Raw genomic sequence first — 26,086 nt, forward strand, 5'->3', positions numbered from 1 at the left:
GTCAGACGCGCTCCCGCCGACCGGGGCCGGCCGTCCGGCCGGCCTGCCGGTCAGCAGGTCAGCCGCTCAGCCGTCCGGTCGGTCAGCCGTCCGGTCGACGAGCCACGCGGTCGCCGGTACCACGGCCAGCGCGGTGCACCAGCCGCCGAGGGCGTCGGTCGGGTAGTGCGCGCCCAGGGCCACCTGCGCCCAGCCCATGGCGGCGCCGGCGACCAGCGCCGCGGCGAGCACGAGTGCCGTGCCGGCCGTCCTGCCGAGGCCGAGCCGGCCGGTCGCGGGCAGCGCCACCACGAGGGCGAGCGCGGTGAGGAAGGCGGTGTGCCCGCTCGGGTAGGACAGGTTGTCGTCGCCGTGGATGGTGCGTCCCACCAGGTGCTTGAGCAGCGTCGCCGTCCCCACGGTCAGGCCGACGCCGGCAACGGCGAGCACCGCTGCGCGAGGGCACCGCAGCAGCAGGCAGCCGGCCACGGTTGCCACGACCAGCATCGCCGCTCCCCCGGGCTCCCCCAGGAAGTCCAGGGTCAGAGCGACGTTCCGCCACGGCGGCCCCACGCCGTCGACCACCGCCACGACCGCCGCGTCCAGGCGGCCGGGCTCGCCGTCGTCGGCGTACAGCGCCCCGAGCACGACGACCACCAGTGCCGCGAGGGCCGCGATCGGCCCGAGCCACGCGCGCGGTGACGGGGGCAGCACCGCGCGCGCCGGCCGGCCCGTCACACGCCCGGCGTGTCCGGCCGCTTCGTGGTCCTCCGCCGGGCTCGGTAACCGGCGATCCGGATCCTGACTTCTCGGAGCGAGGTGTGGGTGCGATCCTTCATCCGACCGGTGGGCAGCCATGAATCAGCGACTTCCTCTTCCCCCTGCCCGGGCCGTCCTGAAGACCGCCCGGCCCGCTTTCGGTGACCGAGAACCGCCCGCTGCCGCTCGCCGGCCGCGCGATCCTCCGCGGCCGGCCGACGTGGCCTCCGGCTTCCGTCGGCCCCAACTCCCCGCCCGTACGCTGGCCTTGGCATCGGATCAGTCTCTGCCGACCACCCTAGCCGTCCATGCGGTCGCGCCACACCGCCCTCGGAAAGTCCGCGCGCCGACGCCGCCGGGACCATCGGCCGGCCCGGTGGCGACGACATGGCGCGACGGACCCTTCGCACCGCCGGTCAGGCCAGCTCCAGCACCAGCTTGCCGACGTTCTCGCCACGGAAGAGCATCTGCAACGCCGCGGGGAAGTCGTCGACCGTACCCCTCACCACGTGTTCCTTGACCTTGACGCGGCCGGCGCCGATCAAGGCGGAGATCTCCTGCGCGGCCTCCGCGTAGCGCTTGGCGTAGTCGAAGACGACGAAGCCCTCCATGCGGGCACGGCGCACCAGCAACGAGAGGTAGTTGGAGGGGCCGTGGACCGGTGTGGCGTTGTTGTACTGGCTGATCGCGCCGCAGATCACGACGCGGGCGTGCATCGCCAGACGGGTCAGGGCGGCGTCGAGGATGTCCCCTCCGACGTTGTCGAAGTAGACGTCGATGCCGTCGGGGGCGTGCTCGCGCAGGGCCTTCCTGACGTCTTCGGCGCGGTAGTCGATCGCGGCGTCGAATCCCAGCTCGCCGGTGAGCATGGCACATTTCTCGGGCCCGCCGGCGATGCCCACGACGCGGCAGCCCCTGGCCTTCGCGATCTGCCCCGCGATGCTGCCGACCGCTCCGGCCGCCCCGGACACCACGACGGTCTCGCCGTCCTGCAGCGCGCCCACGTCCAGCAGGCCGAAGTAGGCGGTCATACCGGGCATGCCCAGCGCGCCCAGATACGTCGAGGGCGGGGCGAGGGAGGTGTCGATCTTCATGGCACCGCGGCCGTCGGAGACCACGTACTCCTGCACGCCGAAGGTGCCGACCACGTGGTCGCCGGGCTGGAAACCGGGGTGGTTCGATGCGGTGACCTCGACGACCGATCCGGCACGCATCACCTCTCCGATGCCCACGGGCGGCAGGTAGGAGGGGCGGTCGTCCAGCCAGCCCCGCATGGCCGGGTCCAGGGAGATGACGCGCGTCCGGCCCGCGAACCGGCCCGGACCCGGTTCCGTGATCGGTTCGGAACCGTGCTCCCAGTCTTCGGGTTTCACTTCACCCACGGGGCGGGCTGCCAGACGGATCTGACGGTTGGTCGCGGACATCACGCCTCCTGTCGTTGCGGACCCCCGACCATACCGACCAGTGGGTACGCCGCTCGCAGTGATATTCCCCACGGATCAACCTTACGTCCCGCGACCTAGGGTCCGGGGGCAACCGGCCATCGCCGGACCGTCGTCGACCGGATGCCGCATCGAGCCGGAACCGTGACCGCGACAGGCTTATCACGCATTCCAACCAGTCGGTATCGTGCGCCGCCACACCGATGCTCCAGAGCCACCTCCCACGGATCCGAGCCGCACCGGAAGGCCACGCGATGACAGACCCCTACGACAACCGGTACCCACCGGCCGCATCGCCGGACCGGACGCAGCCGCGGACCGAGCCCCACGGCAGCGCCCCCCGGCGCGCGCCGTACGGGCGGGACCCCTGGCAGGAGCCGTACGGACAACAGCTGCCGCAGGACACCTCGTACGGCTCCTACCCCTACGACGGCGCGCCTTCGTACGACGCGTTCGGGCAGGCCCCGCAACGCCCCCCGCACACGCGGGAGGCGCACCCGCACGGCGCCGACCTCGCCGGCCTCCGCTCGGCCTACAAGGTGCTCCGCCGGGTCTCCACGCTCACCGCGCTCGGCTCCTTCGTGGTGTACGTGGCGCTGTCCTGCGGTGCGCCGGACCTGATGGGTTCGAAGATCGCCGGGGAGCTGAGCCTGGGAATGGCCCTGGGGATCCTGCAGCTCCTCGTCACCTTCGCGGCCGTCTTCTGGTACGGGCGCAGCGCACGCCACTCCGTGGACCCGCTGGCGCGGGCCGTCCGGGAGCGAACGGTCCGGCCCGGCCGGGACGCGGGGGTGGCGGGATGAACGACTACGGCTCGGGGACGCAGGCGGTCGTCCTGGTCCTGTTCAGCACCCTGGTGACCCTCACGCTGCTGATGTGCGTGATGGCGGGTCCCGACCGCGACGATCTGACGAACTTCTACACCGGCTACCGCTCGCTCACCCCGCTCAGGAACGGCCTGGCGATCGCGGGCGACTACATCTCCGCGGCCACGGTGCTGAGCACCACCGGCATCATCGCCCTGGCCGGATACGACGGTTACGTCCTGGCGGTCAGCACCGCCCTGTCGCTGGTGCTGCTGATGTTCCTGCTGGCCGAACCGCTGCGCAACGCCGGCAGCTTCACCATGGGCGACGTCCTGGCCCGCAACATGTCCGGGCGGTCCGTCCGCGTCGCCTCCTGCGTGGTGACGCTCGCGGCAACCCTCCCCTTCCTGGTCGTCCAGCTCTCGGGGGCCGGGTCACTGCTCACCTTCATCCTGGGCCTGTCGCACGAGACCGGCGCCAGGACGGCCTGTATCGCCCTCGTCGGCAGCCTGATGATCATCTACGCGGCGATCGGCGGCATGCGGGGCACCGCGCTCGTCCAGATGATCAAGATCGTGCTCCTGCTCGGCACCAGCGTCACCGTCGCCGCCCTGGTCCTCAACCGTTTCGACTGGAACCCCGGCGAGATGCTCCGGGCCGCCGAGCGCGGCAGCGGAACGGGCCCGGCCTTCCTCCAGCAGGGCCTGCAACTGGGCACCTCGGCGGCTCAGCGGCTGGACTTCGCCAGTCTTCAGATGACCGTGATCCTCGGCGCGGCCTGCCTGCCGCACATCACGATGCGGCTGTACTCGGCGCGGGACGTGCCCGCCGTGCGCCGCTCCATGTCATGGGCGGTCGGCACGGTCACCACGTTCTGCCTGACGGTGATCATCATGGGTACGGGCGCGGCGGCCCTGGTGGGGTCGCAGTCCATCACCGCGGCCGACGCGCACGGCAGGACGTCGGTGCTCATGCTGTCCCGGGCGCTCGGCGGCGGTGCCGGCTCGGTGGGCACGACGGTTCTCTACGCAGCGGTGGCGGGCACGGTGTTCATCACCCTGCTGTCCTCGGTCGCGGGGATGACCCTGGCCGCGGCCTCGTCGCTCGCCCACGACCTGTTCGCCCATGCGCTGCGGCGGGAACGGGCGGCGCCGCGCACCGAGATGACGGTGGCGGCATGGACGAGCGTGGTGGTGGGGACCGTTGCCATCCTGCTCTCTGTGCTGGTCGAGAACTGGGACGTCGCCGTACTGACCACGCTGGCGATCTGCATCGGGGCGTCGGCCGTCGCCCCTGCGCTGACCTACTCCCTCTTCTGGCGAGGGTTCACGCGCACCGGCCTGCTCGCCGCCCTCTACGGGGGCACGGCCTGCGCACTGGTGCTGATGGTGTTCTCCAGGGCGGTTTCGGGCACGCCGTCCGCCGTCTTCCCGCACGCGGACTTCGCCTGGTTCCCCCTGCAGTCCACCGGCCTCGTCTCCATCCCGTTCGGCTATCTGGCGGGCTGGCTGGGCAGCCGGCTGGACCACCGACGCCGCACCGCCGAGAGCCGCGAGAACCGGCGGCTGTACGAGGAGAGCGAGGCCCGGCTGCTCGCCGCGGCCGAATGAGCGGGAGCCGCGCGAGTGCGCCGGCCAGGTCTCGGCCGAGTTCCACCCTGGCCGGCGCCGGCTCCCGGTCTTGACAGTCCGTCACTTCCCCTGGAGGCTACCGACCAGTCAGTATGACGCGGGGCGCGGCCGGAGCCGGGCATCTCCACGGTGCGCGCAGGACGGCGCGTTCGGCCCGGCGACCGCACAGGAGACCGTGCGACGGACCCGACGGACCCGACGGACCCGACGGACCCGACGGACCCGACGGACCCGACGGACCCGACGGACCGACAGTTCAGGATCCCGCTCGTCGACTCCCCGGAGAGGTGACCCATGAAGACAGCACGCGCGGCCTGGCGCCGCCTCGAACCCGTTCACGGCATGATCTACTTCGTCCCCTAGGCGCGACGGCGGTACGCGGAGCTCGGACTGAGCGGACACGCCGGGTACTTCGCCTCCCGCGGCGCCGCCTTCGGCCCGGCATCCGCCGAACTGATCATTTCGACCTTCTACAACTTCAACCCCGCCTTCGTCCGGCGGGCGGTCGCCGGGGCCTGGCACGCGACGACACCTCAGCAGGTGCTGGACGCCCGGTACACCGCGGCGGGTGAAGCCCTGCGGCGGGCGGGAATCCACGAACTGCCCGCCCTGGACGAGGTCCTGACGCTGGCCCACCGGGCCGCCCAGGCGGCCTGCGACCACGGGCAGGGCCGCCCGCTGTTCGCCGCGCATGCCGCGCTCCCCTGGCCGGAGGAGCCGGTGCTGCGGCTGTGGCACGCTCAGACGCTGCTCAGGGAGTTCCGCGGGGACGGCCATGTCGCGGTCCTGCTGAGCGAGGGCGTCGGGGGCCTGGAGGCGCTGATCCTGCACGCGGCCACCGGTGACGTCCCCGTCGGCTTCCTCAAGGTGAGCCGCGCATGGCCGGAGGAGGAGTGGGCGGACACCCTGGAGCGCCTGCGCGAGCGCGGTCTCCTCGACGGCGACTCCCTGAGCCCGGAAGGCGCACTCCTGCGCCGGCACATCGAGGACCGCACCGACCGCCTGGCCCTGCCCGGCTACGCCGCCCTGGGTGACACCGGCTGTGAGCGTCTCGCCGAAATCGCCGGCCCCTTCGGCCGCGCCGTCCTGCAAGCCGGCCTCATCGAACTCGGCTGACGGCGCCTGCCGGGCCGGCCACGGAACGCGTCCGGCCGAGGTGACCGCCCGCTGCCGGTTCCACGGGACTCAGTCCTCGGCCTCCTCCGTACTGCTCGGTGAGCCACTACTGGTGGGAGAGGCGCTGACGCTGCCGGAAGGACTGGCGGAAGGCCGCGTGGACGGGGTCGCCGTTCGTGTCGGCGGGCTGGGGCGGCGGCTGCTGCTGGAGGGCCGGGGCGTCGGATCCTCCTTCGCCGGTGGCGGCGCGCTGGTGGTGGCGGGAGGCCGGGAGACCGGTGACTCACTGCGAGGCGGGCTCGGCGGAGGAGTCCGGATCCCGTCACCGCTGGGGTTCCGTACGCCCTTTCGCGCCGGGTGCGTGGGCAGCCGCTCCGGTGAGGCCGACGCAGCCGGGGCGCCGGTGACGCGGACCTCGGCCTCTGCGGGGGGCGGCTCCGGGACCGATGCCGCTCGCGGTGCTGTCGACTGGTGAACCACCGAAGCGGTGGCCAGCCCTCCGATGATGGTGAAGGCGGCCGCGGCGAAGGACTGGACGGCATACTTCTTCAGCCGCGACGGACGAGCGTAGGGGTCTGCCGGCAGGTCCTGCGGGGCGGTGGGCGCCCCGGGCAGGGGGGACTCGGAGAACTCCGGTTCCCCGCCGAAGCGGACCTCCGGCATCGCCGCGTCGACGGCCGGGGCACCGTCTCTCCGCTCGCTCGGCTGTGCCATGCCGGAGTCGAACGCCCCGCACTCGGGGCAGGTTACGGCGCCGTTGAGCGTGCGGTTGCACGGAATGCAGTAGTCCATGAAGCGACCGTTCTCAGTCCTTGAATCGACGGAGGAGGGGGTCGACCCGATGCGGGCGGCAGCCGGCGGCGGGAAGACACAGTCTGGTGTGTTGCGGACCGATCCTCTACATGGGCGAACCTCACTCACCGGTCTGTCGGGGGCACCGGTTACTGGGGTCAACGGGGCGGACCGAGCGCGTACTCAAATGCCGGCTGACGTGTGGGGCAGGTAACCCTGCCGGGACGGTCCCCGGCGCTCAGCAGGACGAGACCCGTGGCGGACCTCGGTCTGATGAGGCGTGCGTTACACAAGGGCCGCGGTCGAAGACGAAGCCGTACGGCCTGCGTACTGCCCACGGAGGAGAAGGAAAGCCCGCCGCCGGGACGCTGTACGGAAAAGGAGGACCCCGTGGGCCGCGAGGACACCGACCCGGAGCGGACTCCCGCCCCGGACCCTGACATCGTGCGCGAGACGAGGGACTCCTTCCAAGCCGTGCTGGACGCTTTGGACGCCGCACGCGCCGATCTCCTGCGCGACGAGCGGCAGGAACCCGCCGAGGGCCGGCCGCGGTCCCGGGACCGGCACGATCACCCGACCGGGACGGTCCGCGTTCACCAGCCGTCCCCGTCACCGTCCCAGTCCCCGTCACCGTCACCGTCACCGGCCTCCTCCGCATCCGGCGAGGTGCCGCCGGTCGAGCGTGTGCCGTCAGGCCCGCGACCGGAGCAGCCCGTCCCCCGCCGGCCGGCAGCCGAGGGATCGGCGGGAACCGGCGGTCCGCGCCCGGCCGACACCCCGGAGGCCGTCGTGGCGGAGCCACCGGGGTCCCCCGGAAGGCCGAGGCCGGACGTCCCCCACACTCCGGCCGTCCGGTGCGGCCAGCTCGCCACGGCGCCTCCACGGGGACACGCGCCGTCCGACCGCGTACCCGGGAGGAGGACCGGCCACAGGAAGCGGCGATCCACCACCGGCGGCCGCCTGCGAGTCGCCGGAGTCCTCGGGCTGGGCGCGGCCGGCGCCGTCCTCGCCACTTGGCTGCTGGCCCACTCCGAGGCCGGGCCGCCCCCCTCCTCTCCGGCTTCAGGGCACAGGGAAGCCCCCCGGCCGGCGAACCCCGCGCCGAAGAACCCCTCTGCCCCCACTACGGGGCGGACCGACCGGCCCCGGCCCGGCGCATCGGATCCGCCGCTCCCCGAGATTCCGGGCACGGGCGTCCTGCGCCCGGGCGACAGCGGCCATGGAGTCTACGAGCTGCAGGTACGTCTTCTGCAGCTTCCGGGCATCTACGACGGCGGCGCGATGGACGGCCGCTATGACGTGGAGGTCCGAGCCGCGGTCGCCCTCTTCCAGGAGCGGTACGGGATCCGCGGCGACCAGCGCGGGGTCTACGGCGCCGAGACACGCCTCGCCCTCATGCTGCGGACCAAGTGACCGGCCGGTGACCGGCCGTCAGCCAGGTGCCGGGCTCAGCCGCCGCGCCGCACCCGGGCGGCCTTGCGGGCCTCCGCGAGCTTGCGGGCCTCGCCGCTCTTGCGCGCCCCCCGGCCACCGGAGCCGCTCTTCGCGTCCTTGGTACTGCCCAGGCCGCGGAACGGGGCGTTGTGGTTCTTGGGGCGCGGTGCGGCCGGCCCGCCGTCCAGAGGCTCTCCGGAGGGGGCCTTGGCGCCGGTGATCCGGCTCAGCTCCGCCTCGCCGGAGCGCACTTTGCTGACCTTGGGAGCGACGTCGGCGTCCGTCATGACCTGGCTCGTCTCGCGGCGCTGTCCCGGCAGGACGAGGGTCACGACGGTGCCGGAGCGGCCGGCCCGGGCCGTGCGGCCCGCGCGGTGCAGATAGTCCTTCGGGTCGGTGGCCGGGTCGACGTTGACCACCAGGTCGAGGTCGTCGACGTGCAGTCCGCGTGCGGCGACGTTCGTCGCCACCAGCGCGGTGACCTGCCCGTCCTTGAACTGGGCGAGGGTGCGGGTGCGCTGCGGCTGGGACTTCCCGCTGTGCAGGGCGGCGGCGGCCACGCCGCTGGCCCGCAGATGCCTGGTGAGCTGGTCGACGCCGTGCTTGGTGTCGAGGAACAGCAGGACGCGGCCGTCCCGGGCGGCGATCTCCGTGGTCACGGCGTACCGGTCCGGGCCGTGCACGACGAAGACGTGGTGCTCGATCGCCGAGACCGCGCTGGACGAGGGGTCCACGGAGTGGACCGCGGGGTCGCGCAGGTAGCGCTGCACCAGCTGATCGACGTCACGGTCGAGGGTCGCGGAGAACAGCATCCGCTGCCCGTCGGGACGGACCTGGTCCAGGATCTCGGTGACCTGCGGCAGGAAGCCCATGTCACACATCTGGTCGGCCTCGTCCAGGACGGCGATGCGCACCCGGCCCAGGCGGCAGCCCTTGCGCTCGACGAGGTCGTGCAGCCGGCCGGGCGTGGCGACGACGATCTCGGCGCCGTCGCGCAGCGCGGCGGCCTGCCGTCCGATGGACACTCCGCCCACCACGGTCGCGAGCCGCAGCCGCAGCGCCTCGGCGTACGGGGTGAGCGCCTCACCGACCTGCTGCGCCAGCTCCCTGGTGGGGACCAGGACGAGCGCCAGCGGCTCCTTGGGCTGCGCGCGCCGCCCGGCCGTCCGGGCGAGCATCCCCAGGCCGAAGGCGAGCGTCTTGCCGGATCCCGTGCGGCCCCGGCCCAGCACGTCCCGTCCCGCGAGCGCGTTCGGCAGCGTCGCCGCCTGGATGGGGAAGGGCACCGTCACACCGCGCTCGTCGAGCTCCCGCAGAACCTCGGCCGGCAGCCCGAGCTGTGCGAAGGACGTCGCCATGGGCAGCGCCGAGGAGGTGCTTGTCGCCTCGGCCGCGTGGTCCTGCCGCCGGGCACCGGCACGTGCTGACTCGCTCACAGAAAGCCTTCCTCCGAAGGGACCGTACCGAGGAAGGCGCGGCGGGGAAGCGCCACCGGCCGACGACACCGTACGAGGCACCGCCACAGCGACGCCGCAAAAAAATCGACATTAGCACGGGGTGCACCGCCCGGCCCTCCTGCGCTGCCGGCCCGCGAGGGCGACCGGATACAGTGCGCGGGACGGCAGCCAGGTCAGGGAGGGTAAGCGTGACCGACACCAGCGACACCCGGCCCGCAGAGGGTGCGGCGCGAACGCCGCGGCAGAGCCGACTGCACCGCCTGATGCGCTACCTCCCCCTGATCGCCCCCGTCCTGCTGTGGGCCGTGCCCTGCGGGGTGCTCCTGTACACCGGCCAGCACTGGCCGGCGCCCGTCACGGCGGTCGGCACCGTCCTGTTCGCCCTCGGCCTCATCGGCATGCCGCTCGCGATGGTGCGCGGCCACGGCCGGCGCCAGCAGGACCGGGCGGCGATCGTCGGTGACACCCTGCTGGGCACCAGCTGGGTCCTGTTCACCTGGTCCGTCCTGCTCGGCGTCCTCCTGCGGCTCGCCCTCACCCTGGCCGGCGTCGGCGACAGTCAGGACCGGGCCCGAATCGTCACGTGGGCCGTCCTCGGCGTCACCGCCGTACTGCTTGCCTGGGGGTACGCCGAGGCCCGCCGCGTCCCGCGCGTACGCCGACTGGACGTGCGGCTCCCACGACTGGGTGCCGGGCTGGACGGCACCCGCGTCGTCCTCATCACCGACACCCACTACGGCCCGCTCGACCGCGCCCGCTGGTCGGCACGGGTGTGCGAGACGGTGAACACCCTGGAGGCCGACCTGGTCTGCCACACCGGCGACATCGCGGACGGCACGGCCGAACGCCGCCGCGCCCAGGCCGCGCCGCTGGGTACCGTGCGGGCCACCCGGGCCCGGGTCTACGTCACCGGCAACCACGAGTACTACAGCGAGGCCCAGGGCTGGGTCGACCTGATGGACGAGCTGGGCTGGGAGCCGCTGCGCAACCGCCATCTGCTGCTCGAACGCGGAGGCGACACCCTTGTCGTCGCCGGCGTGGACGACGTCACCGCCGAGTCCTCCGGCCTGGCCGGCCACCGCGCCCACCTCGCCGGGGCCCTGGCCGGGGCCGATCCCGGCCTGCCCGTCCTGCTCCTGGCCCACCAGCCCAAGTTCGTCGACCGGGCGGCAGCCGAGGGCATCGACCTCCAGCTCTCCGGTCACACCCACGGCGGCCAGATCTGGCCCTTCCACCACCTGGTCCGCCTCGACCAGCCCGCGCTCGCCGGCCTCAGCCGCCACGGCACCCGCACCCTCCTCTACACCAGCCGCGGCACCGGCTTCTGGGGCCCACCGTTCCGCGTCTTCGCCCCCAGCGAGATCACCCTGCTCGTGCTCCGCTCCGGGCACCTGCCCACCTCGCCGTAGCACCGGGCGGGCCGGCACATCCGCTCGGCATGACGCCCGCACCACCGGCACACGAGGAATCTGCCACCCAGGCCGGCTGTGGACGTTCGTCACCGAGGAACTCGACAGCGGCGCATACGGCCAGATCCTGCGCTCGAAGGGATTCTTCACCATGGCCGGCCGACCGCACGTGAAGATGCGCTGCACGCGGCGCTGACCGATTGCCTCGTGGCCGAAGGCGAGAGCTTGCCGCCCGTCGACCCCTTCCCCGCGTGGGACACCCACGGCGTCGACGGCACCTGCGACCCGGAGCATCCCGAACTCGTCGCGGGTGCCTGAAAAGGCTACGGGCCGGTGGCCTCTATCGGCCGAGGAGATCGTGCACACCGGGGCCGGCGAAGCGGCTGCGGGCCGGAGCGGCAGAAGGCTTCGGCGGAAATTTACCTCGTGGGAGTCAGCGGAAGAGCGTCGGTGTACGCGTTCACCGGCTTGGCGATCTTCTCCTCAGACTGGGCGTCGAGCGCGGCGGCGGCAGAGCTCGTGCCCAGGGTCCCCCGGGGGTGCCAGGTGCCCGTGACGGCTACCCAGGTGTTGGTGGGCAGGGCCGGGGTGCCGTAGATCCGTACCTTTACGGACTGGGCATCCGCCGCACAGCAGGAGATCATGATCCGGGTCAGAAACCAGCTGTCGCCCTGCTGGCCGGGCGTGACGAATCCGGCCATCTGGACCGTACGTCCCCTGATGGCCTTGGTCCGGTCCTGCTGCACGCGACGAGTGAAGTCGGAGAGGGTGATCGGTAGCGGTGAGATCCCCGGCAGTGGGTCGAAGTCGTCCTGATGAGTGATGGCCTTGGGGGCTGCACGGGAGGCGGTGTACGCGCCAAGGGCGGGCGGGGCATAAAGGAGCAGGCTCAGTACCGGGAGGAACAGCAGCCACGCGGCACGGGGTGTGGTGGAGTGGTGGTGCCCGTGGCTTTCATTGCCGTGGTCCGTATGCTCCTCGCCTCCGCGCCGTCGCCCGTACGACACCGCGTCTGCCACGCCGAGCAGGATCAGCAGAGCGCCGGAGGCGATGAGCAACGGGCGCATCCCCTCCTTGACGTAGCGCAGGTACAGATCGGTGAAGAGGGAGACGCGCAGCAGTCCGATGCCGGCGAGGAGGAGCAAGGTCATCTGCAGCGGGCGTTTCACAGCAGTGCTCCTCCGATCAGCGAACTGGACAGGACAGCCACGACCGTCGTGGCGGCGGAGAACCGGACCGCGAAGGCCCGGCCGAAGGTGCCCGCCTGCAGGGCGATCAGCTTGAGGTCGACCATGGGACCGACCACCATGAACGCCAGCCGCGCGACCGGCGAGAACCCGCTGAGCGAGGCCGCCACGAACGCATCCGCCTCCGAACACACTGCCAGCACGATCGCCAGTGCGGCCAGGAACGCCACGGAGAGCCAGGGCGAACCGGAGAACGCCTCCAGCACGGAACGGGGCACCGCCACATTGAAGGTGGCCGCAGCCATCGCACCCACCACGAGGAATCCGCCCGCGTGCAGGAAGTCGTGCTGGAAGCCCGCCCGGAACTCCCGCCACCGACTGCCACCCACCTGATGCCCGCTGTGCCGCAGCTTGGGCCGCAGCCACTCGGCCCGCCCCAGCCATAGCCAAAGCCAGCCCATCACCGCGGCTGTGCCCAACGAGGCCAGCAGCCGGGCGGCAACCATCGCGGGGTGTCCGGGGAAGGCGACCGCGGTTGCGGTCAGCACCACCGGGTTGATCGCGGGTGCCGACAGCAGGAACGCGAACGCGGCCGCCGGCGTGACACCTCGGGCGATCAAGCTGTTGGCCACCGGCACCGACGCACACTCACAGCCTGGCAACACGGCTCCCGCCATGCCGGCCACCGGCACGGCGAGCACTGGCCGGCGTGGCAGCACACGGCTGAACACTCGTGCGGGCACGAACGCGTTGATGGCACCGGACAGGGCCGTGCCCAGCAGCAGGAAGGGCAGCGCCTGCACAGTCACGGCGAGACACACGGTGCGCCACGCCTGCATCGCCGGGGTCTCCATCCACCGGCCCCCGAAGTAGAGCACCGTGCCAGGAACGGTGGCCGCCCCCAGCAGCAGCAGTGGCCAGAACCTGAACCAGTCGGGAGCGGTCTCGTCCCTCGCCGCTCCGTCCGTATCGGGGGCCTCGGTTCGTTCGTGTGTTCTCTGCATGCCGGCTCCGCCTGTCAAATGCCCGAGTCAACGTAGCGGACATCGACGAAGACCATATCCGAGGGTGCCAAGAGCTCTGCCTGATACACCGAGGGCAGCCTGGCTGCCGCTGCTGGGTGCCACGACGGCCAGGCAGGTTGCCGCGCCGTCGGACCCGTACGCGAAAGCGCTGACGCGCGCCGACTATCGGGAACTGTAGGGCAGCAGAGCCATCTCGCGTGCGTTCTTGACGGCTTGCGCTATCTGCCACTGCTGCTGACGCGTCACGTGGGTCACCCGACGGCTGCGGATCTTTCCGCGGTCGGAGATGAACGTGCGCAGCACATCAGTGTCCTTGTAGTCGATGTACGTGATGCCGGCGGCGTCCAGCGGGTTGGTGCGCTGCCTTGGGGCGTTCTGCCGCCGGGGTGTCTTGTTTCGGGGCACGGTCGGGTCGGTCCTCTCTTCAAGGGATGCGTTCGGACATGCAGGCCATCGGGCAGGCAGAGGTCAGGCCACCGGGTAGAGCAAGTCGTCGAAGGCGTGCGGCAGTTCCATCCAGCCGTCCCTGCCCGCCGCGTACTCGTCGTGCGTGAGCAGACACGAGTCGAGCAGGGACAGCAGACCGTCTCGGTCAAGGCCCGGCGAGGTGAAGGTGAGGTACTGGCAACGGTCACCGTGCTCTGGATGCCAGTCCAGAGACGCTGCGACGCGCCGTTCGGCCGGAACCATCTCCCAAGCGGCCGCAGGCAGGGCGGCCAGCCAGGGACCGACCGATTCCACGCACAGCGCGCCGCCCGCGGCGTCCCACGACAGCAGCGTGTCGGGACGGTCCGCCAGCCAGAAGCGCCCACGGCTGCGGGCGGCGGCGCAGGTCAGATCCTCCAGCGCGGCGTAGAGGCGCTGCGGGTGGAAGGGCCGCTCGCACCGCCAGACGAGGGTGCTCACGCCGTGCTCGTCGCACTCCTGCGGCAGCAGCGCGCAGGCTGGGTGCAGGCGGGCGGCGGCCGCTGCCACGTCGAACCCCGTCAGCAGAGCGGCGCCCAGAGTGCCACCTCTTCCGACCCGTATCGGTCGTGCGCCGGGTGTGAGCTGGGCGAGCAGCGCGCGGTCGCTGTCGTCGGTGCACTCGCCGTCCCCTCCCCCCGAGCCGTCCTCCGCCAGGGCGATGACCGTGGGGTACTCCAGCTGACGGGCGAAGGTGTCGGCGACGGTGCGCTGGTCGGTCGGAGCGGCGGCGAGGCCGACGTCGGCCAGGTCGTCACCGTTGGAGAGGTACGGCAGGACGAGTGCCGGGTCGACTGCGGTGGCAACGCCGGTCAGAGCCAGCGGTGCGCCCGCGGCGGCTATCACCCCGGCCATGGCCTGGGGCTCGACGGAGTCCCACAGTTCCACGACAGCCAGCCGGCACCGGCCCTCCTCCGCGAGGCGCAGCAGTTCAGGGACGAGGTCCTCGCGCAAGGCACAGCACGCGCAGTCGTTCACCAGGGGTGCGTCGCCGCTGCCCAGCGGGCCGTCGGCGTCGCGTACGGTGCGGTGCACAGCGCTGTCGACGGCACACGTCAGGTCGTGGTGCAGTGCGACCGAGCCGGGGACCGTACGCAGGATCTCGTCCACGGCGGCGCGGCGGGCGTCGGCATGCAACCCGGCGACGATCGCGACCGGAAGCCGCGTCCGCTTCCCGCTCACCGCTGGTCTCCTCCGCGGCCGTAGCGCCGTTCGAAACGCTCGACCCGGCCCGCGGTGTCCAGGACCCGCTGGGTGCCGGTGTAGAAGGGGTGGCTCGCCGAGGAGATCTCGACGTCGATGACCGGGTAGGTGTTGCCGTCCTCCCACTCGACGGTCTTGTCGCTGGTGGCTGTCGACCGGGTGAGGAAGGCGTAGTCGGCGGCCCGGTCACGGAAGACGACCGGGCGGTACTCGGGGTGGATTCCGGGCTTCACGGCTTTCAGCGCTCCTCACGGAAGTCGACGTGGCGGCCGGCGACGGGGTCGTACTTGCGCAGGGTCAGCCGGTCGGGGTTGGTACGGCGGTTCTTGCGGGTCACGTAGGTGTAGCCGGTGCCGGCGGTGGACCTCAGCTTGATGATCGGGCGCAGTTCGTTACGGGCCATGGGCAACACCATACACGGGATTGGTTTTCATTTTCATTTAGGCCTACTGTGCTGCCACAACACGAGGAGGAACCATGTCCGCTCACTGCCAACTCACCGGCCGACAGCCCGGCTTCGGTCATCAGATCTCGCACTCGCACCGGCGCACGAAGCGCCGCTTCGACCCGAACGTCCAGCGCAAGCGCTACTGGCTGCCGAGCGAAGGCCGCCACGTCCGGCTCACCCTCTCCGCCAAGGGCATCAAGACGGTGGACACGATCGGCATCGAGGCCGCCGTGGCCCGCATACGCGCCCAGGGAGGGAAGGTCTGATGGCGAAGAAGAGCAAGATCGCGAAGAACGAGCAGCGGCGCCTTGTCGTGGCCCGCTACGCCGCCCGCCGCTCCGAACTGAAGGCGATCATCTCGTCGCCCCGGACATCCGACGAGGATCGCGCGGCCGCTCAGCGCGAACTGCGCCGGCAGCCCCGCGACGCCAGTGCCACCCGCCTGCGCAACCGTGACTCCGTGGACGGCCGCCCTCGCGGCCACCTGCGCACCTTCGGCCTGTCCCGCATCCGCGTACGCGAGATGGCCCACGCGGGCGAGCTCCCCGGCGTGACCAAGAGCAGTTGGTGACCCGGACCCGGTCCGCTCCCCCCTCAAGACCGCGCCGCCCCGGACGTCTGCGTGCCCGCTCTGGGAGGCATCGAGGACTTCTCCCTCCCACGCCGAGCGGAGCGGCGCGCCGATGCAAGCCCTGAACACCGGCGCTGAGCTCGCAAGGCCACCTCCGGCCCCCAGGAAGGTCCGTGATCCAGGCACGGTGAACAGAAGGCCCCCGACGTTCTCACGGTGATGGCGGCTGAGACCACGACCCGGCCGTTCCCCTGCTCTTCCCCAGAGCCGGCGCGCAGGTTCGGCTCAGGAGGGGGCACGCACAACCGCGAGGGAGACGGCACGGGAGCGGCTGACCGGCAGAGCGCACCTCATCCCGACTACGGACACCATGCCGGCGCGGGCCCTGTCCCCTCCTCGGCGGCCGCCCGCCGAGCCCGCAGGCCCTGGTGGTGCCGGCCGCCTACCCGACGCGATGGGCATGCCCGCCCCGCACGAGCCGGTCTTCCGCACCCGCCGAGGCCCTCACCCGCCGCCGGGCCGGAAGCGACTACACCACCATCACGGCCCTGGCACGCCAGCTCGCGAAGACGTTCTGGGCCAAGATCGAGAAGATCGACCCGGGGCAGCAGGATCTGCCATCTGAGCCCGGAGGTCGCCGCCGCCTGGCCCCGAGCCGGTCCCGAAGTCACTCCCTGATGGGGCGTCGACTTGCTCGAAGCTGTCGCACCGTCGCCGGGTCCTGGTAGCCGACCTGCTGCGCAATGGCGGCAGTGGGCATGGTGGTGGTGCTGCGCAGATGATCGGCCCGCTCGGCGCGCAGCGCCCGGATGAACTGCTTGTCGAACTTCGTCTGCGCCATGGTCGTGCCCTTTCGGTGTGCGTCCCGGCACCTCACACCCGGAAGCGGACACGCACCGTAAACCGGTTGACCTGTGGATAAAGTCTGGCGATTCGAGCACCTCGAACGGCTCGCCGTTCCGGTGGGGATCTCGGGGGTCGGGCTGTCTACCGTGGGGCCGTGACCACGCCTTCCGACGACGCAGCCTAGCCGGTGCCGGTGCGGGTCGTGCTGCCCGCGGATCCGGTGCTCGGTCATCCGGAGCAGGAGGTCGTCGCGCGGCTGTGGAGGCGGCGGCAGACCGAGACGGGCTGGCTCTACCTGGTGGGGCTGCCGTCGTACCAGGACCTTGAAAACGGCGGCGTGGAGGCGGCGGAGTACCGGGTGTGGGTCCGCGCGCCCGACCATGTGCGGCCGGTCGACGGCCTCGACTACGACCAGGTCGCCACCGAGCGGCTGGAGCCGTCACCAACGTCGGTGGTCCGCGAAGTGCTCGGGGAGCGCCGGCCTTCGGGGTGGGTGCCGGCGAAGGTGCGCGAGGGCGCGGCCCGGCCCGGGGCGTCCTGCACGCGCCCGACTGCGAAGAGGCTCCGCAGGGCGCACCGCTGCTCGATGTGGAGCACGCGTTGAACGTCGCGGAGAACCCGGGGACACGGCTGTGCACGCTGTGCGGGTGCGCTCAGGAGCTGACGCCGATGCTGAGCGGGTTCGACCACATCACCGACTCCTGACCTGCCGTGGTCGGGTCTGTGGGGTGGATTCGAGGGATCGTTGCAACACGGGGTGAGTTGATCAAGCAGCCAGCAGTTTATGCAGTCGCTCGGCTGGGGTCTCCCAACCGAGCGTCTTGCGTGGACGGCTGTTCAGCTCGGCAGCGACGGCCTGCAGGTCTTCAGGAGTGTGCGTGGACAGGTCGGTGCCCTTCGGAAAGTACTGACGCAGCAGGCCGTTGGTGTTTTCATTCGAGCCGCGCTGCCACGGGCTGCCGGGGTTGCAGAAGTAGACCGGGACGTTGGTCGCGATACTGAAGCCGTGGTGGGCGGCCATCTCAGTGCCCTGGTCCCAGGTCAATGACCGCTTCAGTTGAGGTGGTAGGGCGTTGACGGTGGTGATGAGGGCGTCGCGGACGGCTGCTGAGTTGTAGCCGTCGGGCAGGTGGACCAGCAGCAGGTAACGGGTGCTGCGTTCGACCAGGGTGGCGATCGCGGAATGCTTCTGGCGGCCGAGGATCAGGTCGCCCTCCCAGTGCCCGGCGACGGCCCGGTCGGCGGCCTCGGCCGGCCGCTGGCTGATCATGACCATGTTCTTGACGGCTCGAGAGCGTCGGCGGTCGGCTAGGCGGCGAGGGCGCCGCCTAGCACGTCCGGTGCGCAGAGCCCCGGTCAGTTCGCGGCGGAGGTCTGTGCGGCCTCGGGAATAAAGGGCCTGGTAGATGGTCTCGTGGCTCACGTGCATCTCTGGCCGGTGGAGGAAGTGTCTGCGTAGAGCGTGGCAAATCTGTTCAGGGCTCCAGCGCAGGGCCAGATGAGACTGGATGAAGTCGTGCAGTTCCGGATTCCGGCCGATCTTCCCGGTCTTGGGGCGGGGCCGACGGGCGTCCGCGCGGCGCTGGGCGGAATAGGGCCGGTAGTGCCAGCGACCGTCAGCCAGGGCGGTGCCATTGCGCCGGACTTCGCGGCTGATCGTCGAAGGGCTTCGTCCCAGCTCGGCCGCGATCGCCCGGATGCCGGCCCTCTCCCGCAGCCGGTCGGCTATGTGGACGCGGTCGGCTTCGTGTAGATAACGCATGGAGTCGGTCGGTTCAGCGACGGGTGCGGCGTTGACCGGCGGTGCTGCCTTGAACCGGCCCGACGCACCTCGTCCGTTGCGCCACCGCTCGCCCGTGCGGGTGCTGATACCGACGGCCCTGGCAGCCTCGACAAAGCTCATTCCTCGATCCACAAGCAGGAAGTATGTCTCCCGTTCCCGGACCAGTGGCCTGTTGCCCTGGGGCCTTCGGATTCCACGAATTTCGACGTCCACTGCCACCTCTGGGCTGAGGTGTTGCAACGACCGTTGGAACCCAGATGGTCGGGGCGGCCGGTGCCGTGGTCGGGCCCGTGGTCGGGCCTGTGGTCGGGCCTGTGGTCAGGGTGTGTCGCCGGAGTAGTAGAAGCGGCAGCTCACACCCGGGCCGGGCGTGCGGGGTTCGCCGGGGCGCAGGTCGTACAGGGCACGGCCACCGGGCCACCGCCCGAGTTCGGTGGACAGGGCCGCACCATCGTCGACTTCCTCGGTCCGCCACCCGTGGATGTCCAGCAGCAGACCGTCCAGCGGCCCGCCGACCAGTTCGGCGTAGGTCCGGTGTGGGAGCGGGCCGGGGTGGGGGTCGTCGTGTTCCGCGCCGTAGACCCGGCCGTTCAGCAGCTGCTCATCGCCGTTCATCCGACCAAGCGTTGCAGCCGCCACCGACAACGCGGGCTTGCCCAGGGCTGCCCTGGGCAAGCCCGCGTGGTCGGTGGCCGCGGCTTGCCCGGGTCAGGTGCGGAAGCGGGAGAACCAGCCGCCGGCCTTCTGCGCGGCGGCCTGTTCCTCTGCCTCCTGGCGCAGGCGCTCCTGCTCCTGGCGCTCGCGTTCGTCGGCTTCGCCCTGCGCCTCGGCTGCGACGGCCCGCTCCTGGCAGTCCTCGCACAGGTGCGGGTGCGACTGGCGCGTGCCCCAGTCCCGGGTGTAGCCGATCGCCTCCCACCGGTCGTCGGTGAACTTCTGCCCGCAGTCCGCGCAGACCGGCCGCCGCGCCTCCCGCTGAGCGGCTTCCCGCTCCTCACGGCGCCGCTGTTCTTCCCGGGCGGCCTGGCGGCGGCGGGCGAGGTAGGCGTCCCGGCGGGCATTGCCGATCGCGTCCAGCAGCGGCTGGCGGTGGTCACGGCCGAAGCGCCAGAAGGCGGGCCCGGCCGGGCCGTGTGCGCGCAGCTCCTCCAGCGTGGTCACCACGATCGGGATGCAGCGGTCGTAGGAGTGGTAGCCGCCCTCGGGATGCCACCGTCCCTGCCAGTGGTGACGGGTGATGTCGGCGACCCTGGCCATCTGGCTCTTGGCGGAACGCTGGCCGACCTGGTGGAAGACGAGCAGGACCGGCGGGTGCACCCGCTCGTACTCATCGCAGTGGGGTGCGGACCAGCGGGTGCGCCACATCGGCTTCTCGATGCCGTCGGTGTCCTTCTCCTGCCGCTGGAAGAACCGGGCGTACTTGTCGAACTTCTGCGCGATGAGGACGGCTTCCTCGGTGCAGTTGTCGACCTCGATGAACAGCAGCGGCACCCCGGCCTCCGGGGCGGTCAGGACGACGTCGGCGCGGGCGCTGCCGATCGCGGGGTTCTTCCAGGTGCCCTTCACCGGGAGCGCGACCTCGGTGGCGTAGGAGGCGAGGGTGCCGATCCCGTCGGGCGCGTCGACGGCGGCCCGCGCGGCCGCGACCGCTTCGGCCGGCTCCCCCGCGACCAGGTCCAGGTTCGGCTTCGGGCGGATCAGCGCGATGACCGTCTCGTTCACCGTCATCGGGTGCGAGGCGCCGGAGCGGCCCGCGCTCTTGGGCATGCCGCCCATCTCTTCCGGCTCGCGGTCCAGGTCGATCGCGGCGGCGGCCAGACCGTCCTTCGTGAGCAGCCGGGTCTCCTCCCCGCCCCGCGTGCGGCCGCCGTCGACGGCCAGGCCGTGGCGCCGCAGGTCGTTCACCGCGGCCCGGTGGGAGGCGGTGCGGGCTTCCTTCCGTTTCGCTGGGGTTGGCTTGGTCGTGTGCCGGTAGGTCAGGTGCGGCGAGGACAGCCGCTGGATCTGGTCGGCGGTGGCGACCTTCAGCACGCCGAGGACGCGCAGCACATCCGCGCGCAGGTCGTTGCTCGATCCCGCCTCGTTCTCCTTGCGCTTGCCCGCCATCAGGCTCGCCCTCCCATCGTCCGCGACCGGCCAGCGGCCGGGCGCCGGCCCCCGGCCGTGGAGGGGACCGGGCCCCCGGACCCGATGATCTCCCCCACCACCGACAACCAACTCAAGGACAAGGGGAGAGAAGAGGGTTGTGACGATCCGGCACGGACCCGGAAACCCGTGGTGACAAGGGGAAATGCCGGGTGCGTGACTGCCGGGCACGGAAGTGGCTTCGGCAGTGGGAACGCAAGCGCCGGCGGCAGGGCCTTACCGGGGCTTGCCCAGCAGCCGCTACGCCGGGCGCGGCCAGGCCGGGCACCGAGGCCGTGCGGGGTCGGGCTCCAGGATCGCGGCCGCGCGGGGCGGTGGGAAGGGGTGGGTCGGTCGGGTGCGGGCACGGTGTCCTCGTTCCTCCGGCCTGCTGGCCGGGTCGTGGTCATCCGGCCCGCGCGCGGATCTGCGCACGGGCCGGAGCCACCGTGTGAAGCGACCCCTTGTCCGCGGTCTGACGGCCACCACCGTGAGGCGCCCGGTTCCTCCTTGACCACCCCTTGCAGTCCTACTTTGTCCGTGCCCGGAGTCATGTCCGCACCGTGTCCCGGAGAGCGGTCCAAGGTCCCTCAGCTCGCAGGACACCTTCCCCGGACAGCGCAGCACTTCGTGACCTCCCGCCCGGCACCAGGTTGTCGGGACGTGGAGAAGACCCTGCCAGAAGCCATCGCGGTGTGCATTCGACTCAGCCGGGCCCAGGACGCCTACGGCGTGACGGCTGACAACAAGGAGGTGGGACTGGAAGAGTTGATCGCCGCGGGCGACGCCTTCCGCGCCTTCACCGATGGGCTGCGCGGCGAAGTCGACATGGACTTGGCGCAAGCCGCGGCCATGGAGGTGACAACGGGGAGGAAGCACCCGTACATCCAGCAGGATGAGGAGGGAAACCCCGTCGCGCTCGTCCCGCCACGAAGGATGACGGATGAGCAGGTCGCGCTGGCGCGAGAGCTCCTGGCCGACCCCAAGCAGACGATCAGCGGCGTCGCGAAGGCTCTCGGTGTCACGCGCGCCGTCCTCTACAGCGAGGTGCGCGAGGCCAACGGCCGTTACGCACGGCTGAGAGCCACCGCACAGCAAGGAGACGCGGTCGCACCGTAGCCCGAGGTCCTCACCGGGCGGGTCGCGTGCTGGAGGGCGAGGAGCCGAGCCGCCAGTCCGAGGGCTTCTGGCCGCGGGACGTTTCGCCGGCTTCGATCCGCGCCTTCTCAAGGACGCGACCGCGCCGGCGCCCACCGACATCTGGTCCGTGGGCGCCGGCGCGGTCAGCGGTCGGCCGTCAGCTCGCCATCATGGCCTGGAGGTCGCTGAGCGACAGCTCGTTTGTGCCACGGTCCGCCGCCTTGCTCTGCGTCCACGCGACGATCGCCGGGTGGGCGTCCTCGTACTGGGTCCCAGCGGTCGTGTGCTGCCCGTCGGTGGTGGCGACCTGGGTGAGGTAGGCGGCCAGGGCGTGCGGGCCGCCGCCGTTGTACCCGATCTCGTAGCCCCGGCCGTTCCTCTGCGGAAGGAACGACAGAACGCCCCTGCCCGTCCGGGCCCAGAACAGACCGCGACCGGTGTAGAAGCGGCTGAAGACGTCGTCCGGGCGCAGTTCGAGCGGCGCGTACGTCGTGTAGCTCCACTGGTCCGTGCCGCCTTCGCGTCGTTGTTTGAAGTGCTTGCCGACGACGGGCAGCCCGTACTCGGGGTCGTAGAAGGTCCGGCGGTACATGCAGCCCGAGCCGTTGCTTGCCGACGGGCTGCTGGGGTCCTCCGTGACGCACGGGTGGAACAGGGCCGGGATCTCCTTCGACCCCACGAGGGTGCAGTGCATCGCGTTCGGCTCGCACCGCACCAGCCTGCCCAGCCACTCCTGGAAGTGAGGTGTCACGGTCTGCTGCGCCTCGATGTCCAGTACGGCGTTCAGCGACGACGTGACGGCGCCGCGCTGGGGCTCGGTGTAGAGGACGAAGTTCAGGTAGCCCTTCGTCGGATCGGTCAGGTTCAGATCGCGGGCCTCGTAGGGCAACGTGGCGCTCCAATGCGGGTGCCGGGCGGCCGGGGCGCGGCCGCAGGGAACGGTGAGGTCAGCCGACGCGGTGTTCCGGGCGCAGGGTGAGGCCGCGGTTCAGGAACTGCGCGGTGTCGTCCGGCCCGAGCCCGAGAGCGCGGGCAACGGCGGTGCCTTCGTCATCGCGGACGAAGGCGAGCAGGATCTTGCGGCTGGCGGGGTCGGCCATGACCCGGCGGGCGGCTTCAACGGTGTGAGCTACGCAGCCGGGGGTGCCGTCTTCGACGATGTCCCGGCGCGTGGTGTCGTCCCAGACGTTGAGCTGGAGGTTGGCGCCCTCGGTGGAGCAGTCCTCTTTGGAGTCCGCGCCCAGGACGCACCGCCCGAGCATCGCGGCGTGGGCGTGACGCTGGAAGTAGACGGCGGTGCCCAAGAGCCGGTGGACCTCCTTCGCCGTGTTCCCGCGGGCCTTCTCGGGGCTGACAAGCGAGGTGCTTCGGGTCGTGGGGCTGCACCCGGACTTTCAGCGCTGCCAGGCTGCGGGCGAGATCGTCGGCGATGCTGAGCAGACCCACCAGGTTCACGTCGCCGCGCTGGCGGGGCGGGGGCTGTCGAGCGGTTCCAGCGGTTCGTGCAGGTCGGTCAAGGGTTCCTCCCGTGCCGGGTGCCAACCTTCCGATTCTCGATCCGGCTTCCTGGGGCTCGCGGGTGAAGTCACAGATCGGCCACGCCCTGGCCGGTTGCCATCCCTCACCGGTCACGGCCCGCTCCCCTGCCGTGGTCGGGCCGGTTCGCGTGGTGCTGCTGCTGGTCGGCGGGCTTGACCACGTCGGCCGGCTGCTCGGGCTTCGGTCGGGCCTCGAAGGCGCGGCGGCGGGCATTGGCCGTGCGGGTGAAGGCGGCAAGCCGTTCCAGGTTCGCCGGTGTGCGCAGCCACGTCGCCGGGTCGGTCGTACGGCCCCCCAGGTACTCCTCGGGCATCGCGTCCTGTGCGGCAGCGGGCGGGGTGCGGGCGGCGCGGATCGCGTTCTGCACGGCGAGGCTGGCGACCCGGGCCCGCTCGTACCGGCTCGACTCGCGGGGAGGCTTGCCGTCGGTGCCGGCGATCCACCAGCGATCGGGCTCGGTGAAGTCGGCGGTATAGAAGAGCTGGTCGGCAGTCGGGGTCCGGCGGCCGGGCTGCGGAGCGGTGGACTGACGGCTGTGGGCGGACAGGGCGCGGTCGGCGATGTAGTCGTCCAAGCGACGTTCCCAGCCGATCCCGTACATGACGCTCCAGGGTGCGCCGGGTGACGCCCAGTGCCAGTGCCGCGTCGGCCACTCCGACGGGGCGGTGCAGATGGGCTCGCGCCCATGCTTCGAAGTCACTGATCAACTGATCGTGGTCATCGAGGTAGTCGGTCACCGCCCTCGTGCTCGGCGTCGGCCGTTCGTCGATGAGCAGAGCACCCGCCGTCTCGGCAGCCAGCATTGGACTGGCCTGAGCAACGATGCTGAGCGCCAGGTCGATGTGTGCGAACGCCGCGCCGGCCGTGACGATGCTTCCGTCGCGCACCACCATCCGCGACATGTCCAGGTTCACAGCCGGATAGCGGCGCCGGAAGAGATCCTGAAGCCACCAGGTGGTGGTTGCCGGCCGCTGATCCAGCAGCCCCGCCTCAGCGAGGATGAAGGTCCCCGTACAGGCCGCGGCGAGTGTCCTGCCACCCGCCGCCCAACCCCGGAGCTCGGTACGGCAGAGACGCTCGCAGCAGCGCGTCCAAGGTCATGTCGTCGAGTTGTACGACAACTCATTCGATCGGGGCTAGGACCTGCGGATATGCCACGCCAGGGGCCTCAAAGTCAGCACGCAACCAGCACGGGAACGCGATGGTGCTGGGTGGGCATCATTCGAGGGCTCGACGCAGCGTCAGGGAAGTCATATTGGACGGCCAACCGATCTCACAGAGTGTAGTCAACGTCTCGACTCGCGGGCGATCGTTCCCAGCCCGTCGGTAGCGCGGCACTAGACGTCGGTACGAGACCACCACGGCGCCGACCGTCCAGGACAAGCTGAGGGCCCGGACTGCTGCGCACGGGGGAGCAGAACGGCGTCGAACTCCCCCTGCGTGTCCACCTGGCCTGGGAACTGCCGAAATACAAGCAGCGCGGCCTGACAGGTGACCGACGAGATGTGACACCGGGTGCGGACCCGGGGGCCGGGCTGCCCGGCAAGCGGACAACCCGACTCCTGTGCCGACGCCGCGGCCCGCCGTATCGGATCCGGCGAACGGCGCTGACGCGGGCCGAGCCCGGCCGGGACCGCGGGGCTTCAGTCGGCATCAGGTCAGGCGGTGGCCACCGCGCACTGGCCTCGGTCGGCCTTCGTCGGTCCGGTGGCGCTGGGGCGGACCTCGAAGTCGAACATGGCGGTCGGCACGTACAACGAGCAGCATGCGTTGGGGATGTCGACGATGCCGCTGATACGTCCCTCTATGGGAGAGGAGCCGAGCAGCAGGTAGGCCTGCTCTCCGCTGTAGCCGAACTTCTTGAAGTACTCGACGGCATTGAGGCAGGCCCGGCGGTAGGCCAGCGTCGCGTCCAAGTAGTAGTTCGTGTCCGTGTCGTGGTCGACGGAGATCCCGATGAAGGTGAGGAACTCCGTGTACCTCGGCTCGACGTTGCCCGGAATGAACACGGGGTTGGTGGAAATGCCATAGGTCTCCATGCCGCCCTTGATCAGGTCGACGTGGAAGTCGATGAAGCCGCCCATCTCGATGGCGCCGCAGAAGGTGATCTCTCCGTCGCCCTGACTGAAGTGCAGGTCGCCCCCGGAGAGCTTGGCGTCCTTGACGTGTACGGGGTAGAAGACCCGCGAACCGCGCGTGAAGTTCTTGATGTCGTGGTTGCCTCCGTTCTCGCGGGCCGGCACCGTGCGCGCACCCTCCGTGGCGATGCGCTTGGCGAGGTCTCCCGTGGCCGTACCGGCGAGTGCGTTGGTGGCGTCAGGAGGTACGGCGAGGGGCGGTACCCGGTTGGGGTCGGTGTCGATCAGCGCCTGCTCGCGAGCATTCCAGCGGGCGAGCATCTCGGTGGACGGGGCGGTTCCGAACAGCCCGGGGTGGGTGATTCCGGTAAAGCGGATCCCGGGAAGGTGGCGGGAGACGGCCTGCTGTCCGTGAAAGTCCCATATCGCTTTGTAGGCGTCCGGGAAGTAGTCGGTCAGGAAGCCTCCGCCGTTGGCCTTGGCGAAGATGCCGGTGTAGCCCCAGCCCTGTCCCGCCGCGTCCCCGGTCTGCTGTGGCACGGGGCCGAGGTCGAGGATGTCGACGACGAGCAGGTCGCCAGGTTCGGCGCCCTCCACGCCTATCGGGCCGCTGAGCATGTGCGGGATGGTCAGGTCGATGTCGCGTACGTCGTTGGCGGTGTCGTTGTTGCCGACCTGGCAGTCGGTCCAGTCGCGGCACTCCATGCGGAACTCCGCTCCCGGCTTCACCATGGCGACGGTGGGGATGTCCGGGTGCCACCTGTTGTGGCCAGGCACGGCCTGGTCGCGCATCGACTTGCTGTGGTCCACGCTGAAGAGAATTTCAGGCATGAGAACTCCTATATTCCGATC

Annotated in this window: 24 protein-coding genes and 4 pseudogenes; 10 read left to right on the plus strand and 18 right to left on the minus strand. The window is 71.1% G+C overall.

Going from position 1 to position 26,086, the window contains the following annotated elements:
- Window positions 1-66 precede the first annotated feature (66 nt).
- Together FHS34_RS06340 and FHS34_RS06345 are read right to left on the minus strand one after the other, a co-directional pair.
- Window positions 67-717: a phosphatase PAP2 family protein gene (locus FHS34_RS06340; protein WP_184962022.1), complete on the minus strand. Its 651-nt coding sequence runs from the start codon at window positions 715-717 to the stop codon at window positions 67-69.
- A gap of 437 nt (window positions 718-1,154) precedes the next feature.
- Entirely contained in the window at window positions 1,155-2,162 is a 1,008-nt protein-coding gene (locus FHS34_RS06345) for an NADP-dependent oxidoreductase (RefSeq protein WP_184962024.1), read from the minus strand.
- Window positions 2,163-2,434: 272 nt separating this feature from the next.
- Between FHS34_RS06345 and FHS34_RS06350 the strand changes: the two genes are divergently transcribed.
- From FHS34_RS06350 to FHS34_RS06365, 4 genes and pseudogenes are all read left to right on the plus strand, one after another.
- Entirely contained in the window at window positions 2,435-2,983 is a 549-nt protein-coding gene (locus tag FHS34_RS06350; protein ID WP_184962026.1) for a DUF485 domain-containing protein, read from the plus strand.
- Entirely contained in the window at window positions 2,980-4,596 is a 1,617-nt protein-coding gene (locus FHS34_RS06355) for a sodium/solute symporter (protein ID WP_184962028.1), read from the plus strand. The genes FHS34_RS06350 and FHS34_RS06355 overlap by 4 nt, the downstream gene beginning before the upstream one ends.
- 396 nt (window positions 4,597-4,992) lie before the next feature.
- A pseudogene (locus FHS34_RS06360) lies at window positions 4,993-5,733 on the plus strand (SCO6745 family protein); the annotation flags it as partial.
- Between the two features lie 1,065 nt (window positions 5,734-6,798).
- Window positions 6,799-7,938: a peptidoglycan-binding domain-containing protein gene (locus tag FHS34_RS06365; RefSeq protein WP_184962030.1), complete on the plus strand. Its 1,140-nt coding sequence runs from the start codon at window positions 6,799-6,801 to the stop codon at window positions 7,936-7,938.
- A gap of 35 nt (window positions 7,939-7,973) precedes the next feature.
- Here the strand turns inward: FHS34_RS06365 and FHS34_RS06370 are convergent, their stop codons facing one another.
- Complete coding sequence (locus FHS34_RS06370) at window positions 7,974-9,395, minus strand: DEAD/DEAH box helicase (RefSeq protein ID WP_184962032.1); 1,422 nt, start codon at window positions 9,393-9,395, stop codon at window positions 7,974-7,976.
- A gap of 209 nt (window positions 9,396-9,604) precedes the next feature.
- Between FHS34_RS06370 and FHS34_RS06375 the strand changes: the two genes are divergently transcribed.
- Window positions 9,605-10,825 (plus strand): metallophosphoesterase, encoded by a 1,221-nt coding sequence (locus tag FHS34_RS06375; protein ID WP_184962034.1) that lies wholly within the window; start codon window positions 9,605-9,607, stop codon window positions 10,823-10,825.
- Between the two features lie 64 nt (window positions 10,826-10,889).
- Window positions 10,890-11,143: pseudogene (locus tag FHS34_RS06380) on the plus strand (GTP-binding protein); the annotation flags it as partial.
- Between the two features lie 101 nt (window positions 11,144-11,244).
- Here the strand turns inward: FHS34_RS06380 and FHS34_RS06385 are convergent.
- The 6 genes from FHS34_RS06385 to rpmG form a co-directional block, all read right to left on the minus strand.
- The gene (locus FHS34_RS06385) at window positions 11,245-11,994 is read right to left on the minus strand and encodes a TIGR03943 family putative permease subunit (RefSeq protein ID WP_184962036.1); all 750 of its coding nucleotides are present in this window, start codon (window positions 11,992-11,994) and stop codon (window positions 11,245-11,247) included.
- Window positions 11,991-13,016, minus strand: a complete 1,026-nt coding sequence (locus FHS34_RS06390; protein WP_184962037.1) for a permease — start codon at window positions 13,014-13,016, stop codon at window positions 11,991-11,993. The genes FHS34_RS06385 and FHS34_RS06390 overlap by 4 nt, the downstream gene beginning before the upstream one ends.
- 183 nt (window positions 13,017-13,199) lie before the next feature.
- The gene (rpsR, locus tag FHS34_RS42285; protein WP_184962039.1) at window positions 13,200-13,442 is read right to left on the minus strand and encodes a 30S ribosomal protein S18; all 243 of its coding nucleotides are present in this window, start codon (window positions 13,440-13,442) and stop codon (window positions 13,200-13,202) included.
- A gap of 63 nt (window positions 13,443-13,505) precedes the next feature.
- Window positions 13,506-14,684, minus strand: a complete 1,179-nt coding sequence (locus FHS34_RS06400; protein ID WP_184962041.1) for a GTP-binding protein — start codon at window positions 14,682-14,684, stop codon at window positions 13,506-13,508.
- Window positions 14,681-14,938 (minus strand): type B 50S ribosomal protein L31, encoded by a 258-nt coding sequence (locus FHS34_RS06405; RefSeq protein WP_184962043.1) that lies wholly within the window; start codon window positions 14,936-14,938, stop codon window positions 14,681-14,683. Before FHS34_RS06405 ends, FHS34_RS06400 begins: the two co-directional genes overlap by 4 nt.
- A gap of 5 nt (window positions 14,939-14,943) precedes the next feature.
- Window positions 14,944-15,108, minus strand: a complete 165-nt coding sequence (gene rpmG, locus FHS34_RS06410; protein ID WP_184962045.1) for a 50S ribosomal protein L33 — start codon at window positions 15,106-15,108, stop codon at window positions 14,944-14,946.
- Between the two features lie 74 nt (window positions 15,109-15,182).
- On the opposite strand from rpmG, the gene rpmB reads away from it, so the two are divergent.
- Together rpmB and rpsN are read left to right on the plus strand one after the other, a co-directional pair.
- Window positions 15,183-15,419 carry a 50S ribosomal protein L28 gene (gene rpmB, locus FHS34_RS06415; protein ID WP_184962047.1) on the plus strand — a complete coding sequence of 79 codons (237 nt, stop codon included), beginning with the start codon at window positions 15,183-15,185 and terminating at the stop codon, window positions 15,417-15,419.
- Window positions 15,419-15,724 carry a 30S ribosomal protein S14 gene (rpsN, locus tag FHS34_RS06420; RefSeq protein ID WP_184962050.1) on the plus strand — a complete coding sequence of 102 codons (306 nt, stop codon included), beginning with the start codon at window positions 15,419-15,421 and terminating at the stop codon, window positions 15,722-15,724. The genes rpmB and rpsN overlap by 1 nt, the downstream gene beginning before the upstream one ends.
- Before the next feature lie 667 nt (window positions 15,725-16,391).
- Here rpsN and FHS34_RS06425 read toward each other — a convergent pair.
- Entirely contained in the window at window positions 16,392-16,565 is a 174-nt protein-coding gene (locus FHS34_RS06425) for a hypothetical protein (RefSeq protein ID WP_184962052.1), read from the minus strand.
- 192 nt (window positions 16,566-16,757) lie between these two features.
- Here FHS34_RS06425 and FHS34_RS06430 point away from each other — a divergent pair.
- Window positions 16,758-17,275: pseudogene (locus FHS34_RS06430) on the plus strand (DUF6233 domain-containing protein).
- Window positions 17,276-17,336: 61 nt separating this feature from the next.
- Here FHS34_RS06430 and FHS34_RS06435 read toward each other — a convergent pair.
- The 3 genes from FHS34_RS06435 to FHS34_RS06445 all read right to left on the minus strand — a co-directional run bounded on the left by FHS34_RS06435 (window position 17,337) and on the right by FHS34_RS06445 (window position 20,459).
- Window positions 17,337-18,473, minus strand: a complete 1,137-nt coding sequence (locus FHS34_RS06435) for an IS30 family transposase (RefSeq protein WP_184962054.1) — start codon at window positions 18,471-18,473, stop codon at window positions 17,337-17,339.
- A gap of 198 nt (window positions 18,474-18,671) precedes the next feature.
- Window positions 18,672-18,968: a hypothetical protein gene (locus FHS34_RS06440; protein ID WP_184962056.1), complete on the minus strand. Its 297-nt coding sequence runs from the start codon at window positions 18,966-18,968 to the stop codon at window positions 18,672-18,674.
- 93 nt (window positions 18,969-19,061) lie between these two features.
- Complete coding sequence (locus FHS34_RS06445; protein ID WP_184962058.1) at window positions 19,062-20,459, minus strand: replication-relaxation family protein; 1,398 nt, start codon at window positions 20,457-20,459, stop codon at window positions 19,062-19,064.
- A gap of 681 nt (window positions 20,460-21,140) precedes the next feature.
- On the opposite strand from FHS34_RS06445, the gene FHS34_RS06450 reads away from it, so the two are divergent.
- Window positions 21,141-21,596 (plus strand): helix-turn-helix domain-containing protein, encoded by a 456-nt coding sequence (locus FHS34_RS06450; protein WP_184962060.1) that lies wholly within the window; start codon window positions 21,141-21,143, stop codon window positions 21,594-21,596.
- Window positions 21,597-21,774: 178 nt separating this feature from the next.
- Here the strand turns inward: FHS34_RS06450 and FHS34_RS06455 are convergent, their stop codons facing one another.
- From FHS34_RS06455 to fmdA, 5 genes and pseudogenes are all read right to left on the minus strand, one after another.
- A complete protein-coding gene (locus FHS34_RS06455; RefSeq protein ID WP_225817550.1) occupies window positions 21,775-22,506 on the minus strand; it encodes a hypothetical protein in 732 nt (243 codons plus the stop codon).
- A gap of 58 nt (window positions 22,507-22,564) precedes the next feature.
- Complete coding sequence (locus FHS34_RS06460; RefSeq protein ID WP_184962962.1) at window positions 22,565-22,921, minus strand: hypothetical protein; 357 nt, start codon at window positions 22,919-22,921, stop codon at window positions 22,565-22,567.
- 317 nt (window positions 22,922-23,238) lie between these two features.
- Window positions 23,239-23,757, minus strand: a complete 519-nt coding sequence (locus FHS34_RS42290) for a hypothetical protein (protein ID WP_225817551.1) — start codon at window positions 23,755-23,757, stop codon at window positions 23,239-23,241.
- A 223-nt stretch (window positions 23,758-23,980) separates the two neighbouring features.
- Window positions 23,981-24,199, minus strand: a pseudogene (locus tag FHS34_RS44050) (DJ-1/PfpI family protein); the annotation flags it as partial.
- 615 nt (window positions 24,200-24,814) lie between these two features.
- A complete protein-coding gene (gene fmdA / locus FHS34_RS06475) occupies window positions 24,815-26,065 on the minus strand; it encodes a formamidase (RefSeq protein WP_184962062.1) in 1,251 nt (416 codons plus the stop codon).
- Window positions 26,066-26,086: the final 21 nt, after the last annotated feature.

Origin of the sequence: Streptomyces echinatus (genome assembly GCF_014203595.1) — a bacterium.
GTDB classification, from domain to species: domain Bacteria; phylum Actinomycetota; class Actinomycetes; order Streptomycetales; family Streptomycetaceae; genus Streptomyces; species Streptomyces echinatus.

Coding starts and splice junctions, on each gene's coding strand:
- FHS34_RS06440 (WP_184962056.1), bottom strand. CDS start 18,968: ATGAACGGCGATGAGCAGCTGCTGAACGGCCGGGTCTACGGCGCGGAA.
- FHS34_RS06350 (WP_184962026.1), top strand. CDS start 2,435: ATGACAGACCCCTACGACAACCGGTACCCACCGGCCGCATCGCCGGAC.
- FHS34_RS42290 (WP_225817551.1), bottom strand. CDS start 23,757: ATGTACGGGATCGGCTGGGAACGTCGCTTGGACGACTACATCGCCGAC.
- rpmB (WP_184962047.1), top strand. CDS start 15,183: ATGTCCGCTCACTGCCAACTCACCGGCCGACAGCCCGGCTTCGGTCAT.
- FHS34_RS06445 (WP_184962058.1), bottom strand. CDS start 20,459: ATGGCGGGCAAGCGCAAGGAGAACGAGGCGGGATCGAGCAACGACCTG.
- FHS34_RS06355 (WP_184962028.1), top strand. CDS start 2,980: ATGAACGACTACGGCTCGGGGACGCAGGCGGTCGTCCTGGTCCTGTTC.
- fmdA (WP_184962062.1), bottom strand. CDS start 26,065: ATGCCTGAAATTCTCTTCAGCGTGGACCACAGCAAGTCGATGCGCGAC.
- rpsN (WP_184962050.1), top strand. CDS start 15,419: ATGGCGAAGAAGAGCAAGATCGCGAAGAACGAGCAGCGGCGCCTTGTC.
- FHS34_RS06435 (WP_184962054.1), bottom strand. CDS start 18,473: ATGAGCTTTGTCGAGGCTGCCAGGGCCGTCGGTATCAGCACCCGCACG.
- FHS34_RS06390 (WP_184962037.1), bottom strand. CDS start 13,016: ATGCAGAGAACACACGAACGAACCGAGGCCCCCGATACGGACGGAGCG.
- FHS34_RS06345 (WP_184962024.1), bottom strand. CDS start 2,162: ATGTCCGCGACCAACCGTCAGATCCGTCTGGCAGCCCGCCCCGTGGGT.
- FHS34_RS06365 (WP_184962030.1), top strand. CDS start 6,799: ATGAGGCGTGCGTTACACAAGGGCCGCGGTCGAAGACGAAGCCGTACG.
- rpmG (WP_184962045.1), bottom strand. CDS start 15,108: ATGGCCCGTAACGAACTGCGCCCGATCATCAAGCTGAGGTCCACCGCC.
- FHS34_RS06425 (WP_184962052.1), bottom strand. CDS start 16,565: ATGGCGCAGACGAAGTTCGACAAGCAGTTCATCCGGGCGCTGCGCGCC.